Origin of the sequence: Azohydromonas aeria, from assembly GCF_009760915.1 — a bacterium.
Taxonomy (GTDB): Bacteria; Pseudomonadota; Gammaproteobacteria; order Burkholderiales; family Burkholderiaceae_C; genus Azohydromonas; species Azohydromonas aeria.
This window is the reverse complement of sequence record NZ_VIDQ01000130.1, coordinates 1-12135: the sequence shown is the minus strand read 5'-3', so window position 1 is coordinate 12135 and position 12135 is coordinate 1. Positions and strand designations below refer to the sequence as shown.

Sequence of the window (12135 nt, the reverse complement as noted above, 5' to 3'; positions counted from 1 at the left end):
CTGGCCGGCGTTCTTCGTGATGCTGGCGCTCAGCTTCGTGCTGGGCGTGCTGATCATCATCCCCATCGGCGGCGCCGACATGCCGGTGGTGGTGTCGATGCTCAACAGCTACTCGGGCTGGGCCGCCGCGGGCATTGGTTTCAGCCTCAACAACTCGATGCTGATCATCGCCGGCTCGCTGGTGGGCTCCTCGGGCGCGATCCTGAGCTACATCATGTGCAAGGCGATGAACCGCTCGTTCTTCAACGTGATCCTGGGCGGCTTCGGCGGCGACGCGGCCGCGGCCACGCAAGGCAGCACCGAGCAGCGCAGCGTCAAGAGCGGCAGCGCCGACGACGCGGCCTTCATCCTGGGCAATGCCGAGACGGTCGTGATCGTCCCGGGCTACGGCCTGGCCGTGGCGCGCGCGCAGCACGCGGTGAAGGAGCTGGCCGAGAAGCTCACGCACAAGGGCATCACGGTGAAGTACGCCATCCACCCGGTGGCGGGGCGCATGCCGGGGCACATGAACGTGCTGCTGGCCGAGGCCGAGGTGCCTTACGACCAGGTCTTCGAGATGGAGGACATCAACGGCGAGTTCGGGCAGGCCGACGTGGCGATCATCCTGGGCGCCAACGACGTGGTGAACCCGGCCGCACTCCAGAAGGGCAGCCCGATCTACGGCATGCCGATCCTGGAGGCCTACAAGGCCAAGACCGTGATCGTGAACAAGCGAAGCATGGCCGCGGGCTACGCCGGCCTGGACAACGAGCTGTTCTACATGGACAAGACCATGATGGTCTTCGGCGACGCCAAGAAGGTCGTGGAGGACATGGTCAAGGCCGTGGAGTGAGCGCGCCGGCAGTGCGCCGGTGGCCGCAGCCACCGGCCGTTCGTCAGCGCGCCTCGCCGAGGCCGGGCACGCGCGGCCATTGCGCCGGCCCGGTGTTCAGTTGGGCATCAGCACGCTGTCGATGACGTGGATGACGCCGTTGCTGGCCGCGATGTCGGTCTTGACCACCTTGGCCTGATCCACCGTGACGCCGCCTTGCGTGGCCACGGTCAGCGATTTCCCTTGCACCGTGGGCACCTTGCCGGCCTTGACGTCGCTGGCCATGACCTTGGACGGCACCACGTGGTACGTCAGCACCTGCGTGAGCTTGGCCTTGTCCTTGAGCAGGGCGTCGAGCTGGTCCTTCGGGATCTTGGCAAAGGCTTCGTCGGTGGGCGCGAACACCGTGAACGGTCCCGTGCCCTTGAGCGTGGACACCAGGCCCGCCTGCTTCACGGCTTCCACCAGCGTCTTGAAATTGCCTGCGGACACGGCGGTATCGACGATGTCGGCGGCCTGGGCCGCGAACACGCTCAGGGACAGGGCAGAGGCCAGCAGCAGTTTTTTCATACGAGACTCCTTGGAAGCGCGCGGCAGCGCGGGTTGGGCATCGGGCAACCGGGTTCGTCCTGTTTTGTCTAGGACAAACCTGCGTCGCTGCCGAAATGTATGCCTGAGATCGTGCATTCGCAAGCTTTGTCCAGGACAATCTCGACATGGAAATGGGTTTGTCCATCAGTGACGTCGAACGCGACACCGGCCTGAGCAAGGACACGCTGCGTGTCTGGGAGCGGCGCTACGGCTTTCCGCAGCCGCAGCGCGACGCGCTGGGCGAGCGCATCTACAGCCTGGAGCAGCTGCAGCGTCTGCGGCTGATCAAGCGGCTCATGGATGCCGGCCACCGACCGGGCCGGCTGGTGCCCAGTTCGATGGCGGAGCTCCTGGCGTTGAGCCAGGCGGGAGCTGCCGGCGCGGCGACGCTGCGCGCCACGACGCAGCCGTCGCCCCAGTTGCAGGAACTCGATGCGCTGATGTCCCTGGTCCGCGACCACGACGCAGCGGCATTGCGGCAGGCGCTGACCGTGGCCCAGGCCCGGCATGGCTTGAGCGGCTTCGTCACCGGGGTCGTGGCGCCGCTGGCGCGCCAGGTGGGCCAGGCCTGGGCGCAGGGCGAGCTGCGCATCTTCGAGGAGCACCTGTTCACCGAATGCGCCCAGGGCGCATTGCACACCGCACTGGGCAGCCTGAATCCGGCAGCCGGCGGCCCGCGCGTGCTGCTGGCCACCCCGCCTGCCGAGCCGCACGCGCTGGGATTGCTGATGGCGCACACGCTGCTGGCGCTGCAGGGCTGTACCTGCCTGTCCCTCGGACCGCGCGTTCCCCTGGACGACCTGACCGCGGCGGCCACGGCCTGGCATGCCGACATCGTGGCCTTGAGCGTGTCCGGCTGCATGAAGCCGCAGCCCGTGCAGCACCTCCTGGAGCAGCTGCGCAGCCAGCTGCCGGCCGAGGTGGCGCTGTGGGTGGGTGGCGCAGCGGCCTCGTTGAGCCGTCAGCAAATTCCAGGCGTGGTGCGCGTGGCCGCGCTGGAGGCGATCCCGGACGAGCTGGCGCGCTGGCGACAAGGCCGTGACCACTGCGATCAACCGGCGATCAACCGGTGATCGACCGGTGATTGACCGGTGCTGGAAGCCCTTCCCGGTATTCATGACCGCTGCCGCCGCCGCCGGCGCCGTGACGGCGGCTTCCGACCTCGTCATGCCTGCACAGGCGGGCATCGACGCGCGACTGGCTGCTGCCCGGAGTTCGAGGACAACCCGTTCCCGCCTGCGCGAAACCCGGCGCCTTCGCGGGCGTGCCGAGGTCGCTTCAGGGGTTGCAATGAATCGGCATCACGTCACTGCGCTTCCGACCACAGCACGTTCTCGCGTGCCACCAGCGCCGAGGCGGCCGGGGGGCCCCAGCTGCCGGCCGGGTAGGGCTTCGGCGCGTCGTTCGTCTCGGCCCAGCCCTGCAGGATCGGGTCGGCCCATTTCCAGGCCGCCTCCAGCTCGTCGCGGCGCATGAAGTGCGTCAGGCGCCCGCGCACCACGTCGATGAGCAGCCGCTCGTAGGCCTCGGCGCGGCGCTCGGTGAAGGCCGACTGCAGGTCCAGGTTCAGGAACACCGGCCGCATGCGCATGCCCGAGCCCGGCTCCTTGGCCATCATCTGCAGCCGGATCGACTCCTCGGGCTGCAGCGTGATCACCAGCCGGTTGGCCTGCTCCATGCCGCTCTGCCCGGCGAAGATGGAGAAGGGCGGCTGCGTGAACTCCACGATGATCTCCGACTGCCGCCTGGGCATGCGCTTGCCCGTGCGCAGGTAGAAGGGCACGCCGGCCCAGCGCGCGTTGTCGATGTGCGCGCGCAGCGCCACGAAGGTCTCGGTGCGGCTGCCCGCGGGCACGCCGTCCTCCTGCTGGTAGCCGGGCACGGGCTGGCCGTCCACGGTGCCGGCGGTGTACTGGCCGCGCACCGTGTCGTGGCGCAGCTGCGCGGGGCCGAGCCTGCGCAGGCTGCGCAGCACCTTGAGCTTCTCGTCGCGCACGTCGTCGGCGTCCAGCGAGATCGGCGGCTCCATCGCCACGATGCACAGCAGCTGCAGCAGGTGGTTCTGCACCATGTCGCGCATGGCGCCGGTGCCGTCGTAGAAGCCCGCGCGCGTGCCCACGCCCACCGTTTCGGCCACCGTGATCTGCACGCTGCGCACGTAGGGCGTGCGCCACATCGGCTCGTAGATGGCGTTGCCGAAGCGCAGCACCATGAGGTTCTGCACCGTCTCCTTGCCCAGGTAGTGGTCGATGCGGTAGATCTGCCGCTCCTCGAAGTGGCGCGCCACCGCCTCGTTGATGGCGCGCGCCGAGGCCAGGTCGTGTCCCAGGGGCTTTTCCAGCACCACGCGCGAGCGCGCGTCCACCAGCCCGGCCTCGTGCAGCCGCGCCGTGATGGCCGTGAACAGGCTCGGCGCCGTGGCCAGGTAGAACACCTTGGCGCCGTCGGGCTGGCACGCGCCCTTGAGCCGCTCGAAGCCCTCGGGCTGCGTGGCGTCGAGCTGCACGTAGTCGAGGCGGCGCAGGAAGTCCTGCCAGTGCAGCGGCTGCATGGCGGCGGGCTCGACCACGGGGCGCGACATGCGGTCCACGAACTCGACGTACTGGCGCCGCGACCAGTCGTGGCGGCCGAGGCCGACGATGCGGTGGCGCTCGCCCAGGCTGCCGTGCAGGTGCGCCATGTACAGCGCCGGCAGCAGCTTGCGCCAGGCCAGGTCGCCGGTGCCGCCGAAGATGATCAGGTCCAGCGGGGCGGCGTCGGGGGTGTCCATCCAGGTCTCCGGGGAAGAAAAATCGCCGTTCTTTTACCCCACTTGTGCCGACCGTTTCACAGGCCGGGCGACACAATGCGCTGCCCCTCCGAGCTGCATCCACATGAGCGCGACCACCTCGACGACGCAAGCCCCCACGCCCGCCGGCACGGCACCGGCGCCCGTCTCCTTTGCCGAAGCCTTGCGCTTCTGGCTCAAGCTGGGCTTCATCAGCTTCGGCGGCCCGGCCGGGCAGATCGCCATCATGCACGCCGAGCTGGTCGAGCGCCGGCGCTGGATCAGCGAGCGGCGCTTCCTGCACGCGCTCAACTACTGCATGCTGCTGCCCGGGCCGGAGGCGCAGCAGCTCGCGACCTACATCGGCTGGCTGATGCACCGCACCTGGGGCGGCATCGTCGCCGGCGCGCTGTTCGTGCTGCCCTCGCTGTTCATCCTCATCGCGCTGAGCTGGATCTATCTCCGCTTCGGCCACGTGCCGGCCGTCGCGGGCGTGTTCTACGGCATCAAGCCGGCCGTGACGGCACTGGTGCTGCACGCGGCGCACCGCATCGGCACGCGCGCGCTCAAAAACCGCTGGATGTGGGCCATCGCCGCGGCGGCCTTCGTGGCGATCTTCGCCTTCGACACGCCGTTCCCGGCCATCGTGCTGGCGGCCGGGCTCGTCGGCCACTTCGGCGCGCGGCGCTGGCCGGCGGTGTTCGCCCTGGGCGGCGGGCACGGCGGCGCGAAGCAAGGGTACGGCCCCGCGCTCATCGACGACGACACGCCCATGCCCGCCCATGCCCGTTTCTCGCGCAACGGTTTCACCAGGGTGCTGGCCGTGGGCCTGGCGCTGTGGGCACTGCCGCTGGCCGCGCTGGTGGCGGCGCAGGGCCTGCAGGGCACGCTGACGCAGATGGGCTGGTTCTTCACCAAGGCCGCGCTGCTGACCTTCGGCGGCGCGTACGCCGTGCTGCCCTACGTCTACCAGGGCGCGGTGGAGCATTACCAGTGGCTGTCCGGGCCGCAGATGATCGACGGGCTGGCGCTGGGCGAGACCACGCCGGGACCGCTGATCATGGTCGTGGCCTTCGTCGGCTTCGTCGGCGGCTGGCTCAAGCAGGCACTGGGGCCGGATGCGCTTTTCCTGGGCGGCGCGCTGGCGGCCACGGTGGCGACCTGGTTCACCTTCCTGCCGTCCTTCATCTTCATCCTGGCCGGCGGGCCGCTGGTGGAGGCCACGCACGGCAAGCTGGGCTTCACCGCGCCGCTGTCGGCCATCACCGCCGCGGTGGTGGGCGTGATCCTGAACCTGGCCCTCTTCTTCGCGTACCACGTGCTGTGGCCGCGTGGCTTCGCCGGGCCCTTCGATGCGGTGTCAGCGCTCATCGCCGCCGGCGCGGCGGTGGCGCTGTTCCGCTTCAAGGTGGGTGTGATGCCGCTGCTGGGAGCGTGCGCGCTGCTGGGCCTGGCGCTGACGCTGGCGGCACCGGGACTCGTGCCGCCGCGCTGACGCCGGCGTCCGCCCTCAGCCCCTGGCCATGCCGCGCAGCGAGGCCATGTCGATCACGAAGCGGTACTTCACGTCCGAGCGCAGCATGCGCTCGTAGGCCTCGTTGATCCGGTCCATGCCGATCGTCTCGATGTCCGAAACCAGCCCGTGGCGGGCGCAGAAGTCGAGCATCTCCTGCGTCTCGGCAATGCCGCCGATGAGCGAGCCCGCCAGGCGGCGGCGCCGGAAGATCAGGTTGAACACCTGCGGCGACGGGTGCGGCTCGGCCGGCGCGCCTACCAGCACCAGCGTGGCGTCGCGCTTGAGCAGCACCAGCAGCGCATCCAGGTCGTGCGGCGCGGCCACGGTGTCCACGATCAGGTCGAAACTCTCGGCCTGCGCGGCCATCTGGTCGGCGTCCTTCGAGATCACGACCTCGTCGGCCCCCAGCCGCTTCGCGTCCTCGGTCTTGCCCGGCGAGGTGGTGAACAGCACCACGCGTGCGCCCATGGCGTGGGCGATCTTCACCCCCATGTGCCCCAGTCCGCCCAGGCCGACGATGCCCACCTTCTTCCCCGGCCCGGCGCCCCACTGGCGCAGCGGCGAGTAGGTGGTGATGCCCGCGCACAGCAGCGGGGCGACGGCGGCGAGGTCGCCCTCGGCATGGCTTACGCGCAGCACGAAGGCCTCGTCCACGACGATCACTTCCGAGTAGCCGCCGTAGGTGTTCTCGCCGCCGCCGAAGGCCGGGCCGTTGTAGGTGCCGGTGAAGCCGGTCTCGCAGTACTGCTCCAGCCCCTCGCGGCAGGCGCCACAGCGGCGGCAGGAATCGACCATGCAGCCCACGCCGGCGATGTCGCCGACCTTGAACCGCTTCACCTCGCCGCCCACGGCCGTGACGCGTCCGACGATCTCGTGGCCCGGCACGCTGGGATAGACCGTGTTCTGCCACTCGTTGCGCGCGGTGTGCAGGTCGGAGTGGCACACGCCGCAGTAGAGGATCTCGATCTGCACGTCGCGCGGGCCCGGGTCGCGGCGCTCGAAGCCGAACAGGCGCAGCGGGGACGTGGCGGAAACGGCGGCGTAACCGCGGGTGGGGATCATGGCGGGCGTCCTTTCTGCATCAGCGCAAGATGGGCGGGAGCAGTTCCCGGGCCCGCGCGTGCCCGGCGCTCAGATGCTGAAGCTCTCGTACGTCGCCGGATGAAACAGCTCCTCCACCGCCATCAGCCGCGCCGACAGGCCCTGCGCGTGGTGGTGCCGCACGAAGGTTTCCAGCGTGCGGCGCGCGGGCTCGACGCCGTAGCTCCAGAAGTCCTCGCCCATGGCCTCGCGCGCGGCCTTGAGCTGCTCCTCCACGAAGGGCAGCGTCACCTTGGTGGCCGAGGTGTCGGCGAGCAGCGCCAGCGCCGCCGCCTTGGCCTGCGTGAAGGCCTTGAGCACCGCGGCGGGCAGCCATGGGTGCGCCTCGGCCAGCTCGCGGCGGATGCCCACGACGTGCATGATCGGGAACACCCCGGTGCGCCGGTAATAGTCCTTGGCGGCCGCGGTCGGGTCGTCGAAGAGCCAGCCGATGTCCGGGTTGCGCGCCAGGATGTGGCTGCTGGGCGGCCGGGGGCCGATGAAGCCGTCGATCTCGCCGCGCTCCAGCAACTCGGAAATCGTGCTGCCCGCCGGCGCCTCCTCGATGCGCACGCCCGGCGGCAGCCGCAGCGGGATCTTCTCCGGCCGCCCCGGCATGTCGATGCCGCCGCGCACCCAGGTCACGTCCGCGGGCGCCACGCCGAAGTCGTCCTGCAGGATCGCCCGCGCCCAGACGTTGGCCGTGAGCTGGTACTCGGGCAGGCCCACGCGCCGGCCCTTCAGATCCTCGGGGCGCCGCACGCGGTCCTTGCGCACCCAGATCGAGGTGTGCCGGAACGCCCGCGACAGGAACACCGGCACCGCCACGTACGGGCTCTCGCCGCGCGAGTGCTTGACCAGGTAGCTGGAAAAGCTCAGCTCGGTGACGTCGAAGTCGCGGCTGCGCATGGCGCGGAAGAACATCTCCTCGGGGCTGAGCAGCATGCACACCGGGTCCACGCCGTCGATCTGCACCCGGCCGTCGAAGAGGGCGCGCGTGCGGTCGTAGTCGCCCATGGCGACGGAGAGCTGGAGCTTGGACATGGGCAGGAAGCACCCGGCACGGGCGCGGAGGGATTAATGATTAGCAGTCTAATGTAATCAGGACGGCGGCAGCGGCGGAGTCTCAGGCGGCGGCTCGGGCGCGAGGCGCCGGCGGCGCAGCTCGGCCAGCACCTGGAGCAGCACCGCGCTGCGCGCGGCCGCCGCCTGGCGCGGCGAGGACACGAAGCCGGTGGCGTTGAAGACGACCTTGTCGCCGTCCACGCCGTCGATGAGCACGTTGGGCGCGGGCTCGGCCAGCACCTGCTCCTGCGCCCGGAATGCCTGCAGCAGCAGCGTGCTCACCTGCTCCACGTCGGTGTCGGCCAGCGGCAGCGGCAGCTTCACCTGCACCAGGCCCAGCGGGTTGTCGTGGGTGACGTTGCGCACGACCTTGGTGATGAACTCCGAGTTGGGCACGAGCACCGTGGAGCGGTCGCCCATGCGAATCTCGGTGGCGCGCACGTTGATGCGGCGGATGTCGCCCTCCACGCCGCCCAGCGACACCCAGTCGCCCACCTTCACCGGGCGCTCGGCCAGCAGGATCAGGCCGGAGACGAAGTTGGAGACGATGGCCTGCATGCCGAAGCCCACGCCCACGGTGAGCGCGCTGGCGATCCAGGCCACCTTGTCCAGCGCCAGGCCCACGGCCGAGAGCCCCAGCGCCACGGCCACCACACCGCCGACGAAGCCCAGCAGCGTCACCAGCGAGCTGCGCATGCCCGCATCCAGGCTGGTGGTGGGCAGCAGCCGGCCGGCCAGCCAGCCCTGCAGCGCGCGCACGGCCGCCATCGCCAGCGCGAACACCAGTACCCCCTGCAGCACCGAGGACGGGTTGAGCTGCAGCGCGCCCACCGTCACGCCCGTGCCCAGCCGCCCGGCGGTGTTGTCCAGCAGTTCCTGCGGCCCCTCGCCGAAAGGCACCAGCAGCAGCGTCAGCAGCATCAGCACGACCAGCAGCCGCAGCGCGCCCGAAGCCAGCACCGCCAGCTGGGCCCGGCGGTCGGCGGCTTCGGCGGCCGGCACGGGCGCACCCGCCCCGGTGGCGCCCTCGGCCGGCGGCGCGGGCGCGCGCGCATGGTCGCGCCAGGCCGTGGTGGCGTCGTCCACCACCGCGCACAGCAGGTAGCCGGTGCCTGCCAGCACCAGGATCCACACCGCCTGGCGCACCACGAAGCTGCCCAGCGCCACGTAGCCGGCCAGCACCGTGGCCAGGCTCAGCACCAGCAGCAGCCACAGCCCGACGATGAGCGCCGACAGCCACCAGGGCCGCGCCGCGACCTTCTCCGGCGCCGCGCCCAGCGCTTGGCGCCGCAGCCGCTCGGCGCGCGACACGGCGCCCACCAGCACCAGGCCCAGCGCCAGCGTCACCAGCGCGTCGATGGCCACCGCCGTCGGCAGCCCGCTCTGCACCAGCGCGGCCAGCCGCTGCAGCACCCAGCTGGCAAAGAGCGCGCAGCCCAGCAGCGGCGGATGGCGGCGCAGCCCCATCGCGAGGTGGTCGGGCAGCGGCAGCAGCCGCCACGAGGGCTGGCGCGGCAGCAGCAGCGCCCGGCCCAGCCCGGCGACGTAGGCCGAGAAGCACACCGCCCCCACCGCGTCGCCCAGCAGCGTCAGCCAGGCCGGGCCCAGCGCCAGCGCCCGGCCCAGGAACAGCAGCGCGTAGGCCACGGCGCCCGGCACGATCACCGACATCAGCGCGCGTGCCAGCGCGTAGCCCGAGCGGCGCAGCCGGCCCTGCGGCGCGCGCTGCGTCACGAGGCGGTCGAGCCCGCGGCCCAGGGCGCGGCGCAGCGCCCAGGCCACGGCCACGATGGCGGCGGCGCCGGCCAGCCCCCAGGCCGCGTCGCCCGTGCGGCTCGGCCGGGCTGGCGGGCTCAGCGCCGACAGCCGCGCGCGGTCGCGCGTCCAGCCCGCGCGCAGGTCGCTCCAGAACGCCGTGCTCAGCAGCGAGTCGGTGCGCTCGAACATCTCGTCGCGAAAGCGCTCGCGCTGGCGCACGGCCACGTCGTCGGCCAGCTGCGCGCTCTCCACCACCAGCAGCCGCGCGCGGCGCAGCCGGGTCTCGATCTCGGCGCGGGCGCGCTGCAGGCCCTGGCGCTGGGCGGCGACGTCGGGCGGCTCGGCCGCCGGGGCGCTCGCCGCCGGCCCGAGGCCGGCGACGCGGTCCTGCGTCTCCTGCAGTTGCTGCGTTTGGGCCTCGATCACTTCCTGGGCCTGCTCCTGCAGCCCCAGCAGCGTGCGGCGCATGGCCACGAGCCGGTCCTCGTCCAGGTCCTGGCGCTGCAGCTGCTGGCGCAGCGCGTCGAGCGTGGCGCGGCCCCGCTCCAGCAGCGCGTCGGGGTGGTCGGCCGGATCGGCAGCGGCGCTGGCCGCGGCGGGGGCGGGCAGGGTGGCGGCCGGTGCGGCGGCGCGGGCTGCCATGCCCGGCAACAGCGCGCACAGCAGCGCCAGCAGCAAGGTGCGCAGCAGGATCGACCCGGGTGCGGTTCCCCGGGCAGGGCAAGCGTCACGGAAGCCCGTGTTTCCAGGCGCTGCTTCAGGCACGCTGACCATGAAGAAGGCGGTCCGCGGTTGGCAAGGCAGGCATGCAGGGCATCACGTCGCGGGTCTCGGGGAAAAGCTCCCCGTTTGGCAAACGCAATGCCCACTTGGCTTTATGCACTCACGGCCTCGGGTTGGGCCGCGGGCCTGCCCTGGCCGAAACTCCGGTGGCGCGGCGACCTGGTTCGATGTTCCCTGTCCATTGTTTTGCTTCGGGGAGCTTTGTGCAGGTTGCCGGTCGATGAACCGAGGCGTCGGAACTGATCTGATGGAGGAACAAGGATGATTTCGGGAATGGCCGCTTCCTCCTTGCCGTGCGGGAGCATGCGCACGAACGGCCCCAACACCCCCCAGCCCCTGAACGGCCTGCGCGTGGTCGAGCTCACGCACATGGTGATGGGCCCGGCCTGCGGCTTGGTGCTGGCCGACATGGGCGCCGAGGTGATCAAGCTCGAACCGATCGAGGGCGAGGGCACGCGGCGGCTGCTGGGCGCGGGCGCCGGCTTCTTCCCGATGTTCAACCGCAACAAGAAGAGCATCGGCATCGACCTGCGCCGCCCGGAGGGCGCCGAGGTCGCACGCCGGCTGGCGGCCGGCGCCGACGTGGTGGTGGAGAACTTCAAGCCCGGCGCGCTCAAGAAGTACGGGCTGGACTATGAGAGCCTCGCCGCTGCCAACGAGCGGCTGATCTACGCCAGCCACAAGGGCTTCCTGCCCGGCCCCTACGAGCACCGCACCGCGCTGGACGAGGTGGTGCAGATGATGGGCGGCCTGGCCTACATGACGGGCCGCCCGGGCGACCCGCTGCGCGCGGGTACCAGCGTCAACGACATCATGGGCGGGCTCTTCGGCGCCATCGGCGTGCTGGGCGCGCTGATGCAGCGCGGCATCACCGGGCGCGGCATGGAGGTGCAGTCGGCGCTGTACGAGAACAACGTCTTCCTCATGGGCCAGCACATGCTGCAGTACGCCATGACGGGCAAGCCGGCCCACCCCATGCCCGCGCGCGACAACCCCTGGGCGGTGTACGACGTGTTCACGGTGAAGGACGGCGAGCAGATCTTCCTGGCGGCGGTCAGCGACGCGCAGTGGGGCGTGATGTGCGACATCCTGGGCCTGGACGACCTCAGGGCCGACCCGGCGCTCAGGACCAACAACGACCGCGTCAGGGTGCGCCCGCAACTCCTGGCCACGCTGCGCGAGCGGCTGGCGCCCCGCAGCGCGGCGGAGCTGGCGGCGCTGTTCGAGCGGGCCGGGCTGCCGTTCGCGCCGATCCGCCGGCCGGAGGACCTGTACGACGACCCGCACCTGCAGGCCACCGGCGGCCTGGCCGACGTGGTGGTGCCCGACGGCGACAAGGCCGGGCAGGCGGTCAAGGCCACGCTGCTCCCCTTCACCATGGACGGCCAGCGCCTGGGCGTGCGCCTGGACCCGCCGCCGCTGGGTGCGCACACGGCGCAGTTGCTGGAGGGCCTGGGCTACGCGGCCGGGGAGATCGAGCGGCTGCGCGCGGAGCAATTGGTACGTTGAGCGCACCAGGCCGGGCACGAAGTGGCTTGGCGGGCGGCTGCCTCCTGCCGGCTCTGGCCAGCCGGCCTTGGTTTCATCGGCTGGGGCGAATCGGCCTCATTCGCCCAGGTACGCCGCGCGCACCTTCGGGTCGGCCAGCAGCTGCTTCGCCGGCCCGGTCATCGTGATCTCGCCGGAGTCCATGACGTAGCCGCGGTTGGCCAGGCCCAGCGCCCGGCTGGCGTTCTGCTCCACCAGCAGCACCGTCATGCCGCG

General features: G+C 71.2%; 9 protein-coding genes and 1 pseudogene. 4 read left to right on the top strand and 6 right to left on the bottom strand.

What is annotated here, in order from left to right; all coding sequences use genetic code 11:
* Window positions 1-832 (top strand): NAD(P)(+) transhydrogenase (Re/Si-specific) subunit beta (locus FJ694_RS34645; RefSeq protein ID WP_198321162.1); only part of this gene is annotated, 832 nt, incomplete at its 5' end.
* 96 nt (window positions 833-928) lie between these two features.
* Here FJ694_RS34645 and FJ694_RS34640 read toward each other — a convergent pair.
* On the bottom strand, window positions 929-1381 hold the full coding sequence (locus FJ694_RS34640; RefSeq protein ID WP_157272075.1) for a fasciclin domain-containing protein: 453 nt from the start codon (window positions 1379-1381) through the stop codon (window positions 929-931).
* A gap of 146 nt (window positions 1382-1527) precedes the next feature.
* On the opposite strand from FJ694_RS34640, the gene FJ694_RS34635 reads away from it, so the two are divergent.
* Window positions 1528-2475 (top strand): MerR family transcriptional regulator, encoded by a 948-nt coding sequence (locus FJ694_RS34635; protein WP_157272074.1) that lies wholly within the window; start codon window positions 1528-1530, stop codon window positions 2473-2475.
* Between the two features lie 233 nt (window positions 2476-2708).
* On the opposite strand, the gene zwf is transcribed toward FJ694_RS34635, so the two are convergent.
* Complete coding sequence (gene zwf, locus FJ694_RS34630) at window positions 2709-4172, bottom strand: glucose-6-phosphate dehydrogenase (RefSeq protein ID WP_157272073.1); 1464 nt, start codon at window positions 4170-4172, stop codon at window positions 2709-2711.
* A 103-nt stretch (window positions 4173-4275) separates the two neighbouring features.
* On the opposite strand from zwf, the gene chrA reads away from it, so the two are divergent.
* Window positions 4276-5664, top strand: coding sequence for a chromate efflux transporter (gene chrA / locus FJ694_RS34625; protein WP_157272072.1), 1389 nt, complete (start codon window positions 4276-4278; stop codon window positions 5662-5664).
* A 15-nt stretch (window positions 5665-5679) separates the two neighbouring features.
* Here the strand turns inward: chrA and FJ694_RS34620 are convergent, their stop codons facing one another.
* The 3 genes from FJ694_RS34620 to FJ694_RS34610 form a co-directional block, all read right to left on the bottom strand.
* Window positions 5680-6747 (bottom strand): NAD(P)-dependent alcohol dehydrogenase, encoded by a 1068-nt coding sequence (locus FJ694_RS34620; protein ID WP_157272071.1) that lies wholly within the window; start codon window positions 6745-6747, stop codon window positions 5680-5682.
* 69 nt (window positions 6748-6816) lie between these two features.
* Entirely contained in the window at window positions 6817-7809 is a 993-nt protein-coding gene (locus FJ694_RS34615) for a substrate-binding domain-containing protein (protein WP_157272070.1), read from the bottom strand.
* A gap of 57 nt (window positions 7810-7866) precedes the next feature.
* Window positions 7867-10266 (bottom strand): DUF3772 domain-containing protein, encoded by a 2400-nt coding sequence (locus tag FJ694_RS34610; protein ID WP_198321161.1) that lies wholly within the window; start codon window positions 10264-10266, stop codon window positions 7867-7869.
* 408 nt (window positions 10267-10674) lie between these two features.
* On the opposite strand from FJ694_RS34610, the gene FJ694_RS34605 reads away from it, so the two are divergent.
* Complete coding sequence (locus FJ694_RS34605; RefSeq protein WP_157272068.1) at window positions 10675-11880, top strand: CaiB/BaiF CoA transferase family protein; 1206 nt, start codon at window positions 10675-10677, stop codon at window positions 11878-11880.
* Window positions 11881-11976: 96 nt separating this feature from the next.
* On the opposite strand, the pseudogene FJ694_RS34600 reads toward FJ694_RS34605, so the two are convergent.
* Window positions 11977-12135 (bottom strand): annotated as a pseudogene (locus FJ694_RS34600) (ABC transporter ATP-binding protein); the annotation flags it as partial.

Excerpts from the sequence above, each read along its gene's own strand:
- FJ694_RS34640 (WP_157272075.1), bottom strand. The coding sequence starts at position 1,381 with ATGAAAAAACTGCTGCTGGCCTCTGCCCTGTCCCTGAGCGTGTTCGCG.
- FJ694_RS34635 (WP_157272074.1), top strand. The coding sequence starts at position 1,528 with ATGGAAATGGGTTTGTCCATCAGTGACGTCGAACGCGACACCGGCCTG.
- zwf (WP_157272073.1), bottom strand. The coding sequence starts at position 4,172 with ATGGACACCCCCGACGCCGCCCCGCTGGACCTGATCATCTTCGGCGGC.
- chrA (WP_157272072.1), top strand. The coding sequence starts at position 4,276 with ATGAGCGCGACCACCTCGACGACGCAAGCCCCCACGCCCGCCGGCACG.
- FJ694_RS34620 (WP_157272071.1), bottom strand. The coding sequence starts at position 6,747 with ATGATCCCCACCCGCGGTTACGCCGCCGTTTCCGCCACGTCCCCGCTG.
- FJ694_RS34615 (WP_157272070.1), bottom strand. The coding sequence starts at position 7,809 with ATGTCCAAGCTCCAGCTCTCCGTCGCCATGGGCGACTACGACCGCACG.
- FJ694_RS34605 (WP_157272068.1), top strand. The coding sequence starts at position 10,675 with ATGCGCACGAACGGCCCCAACACCCCCCAGCCCCTGAACGGCCTGCGC.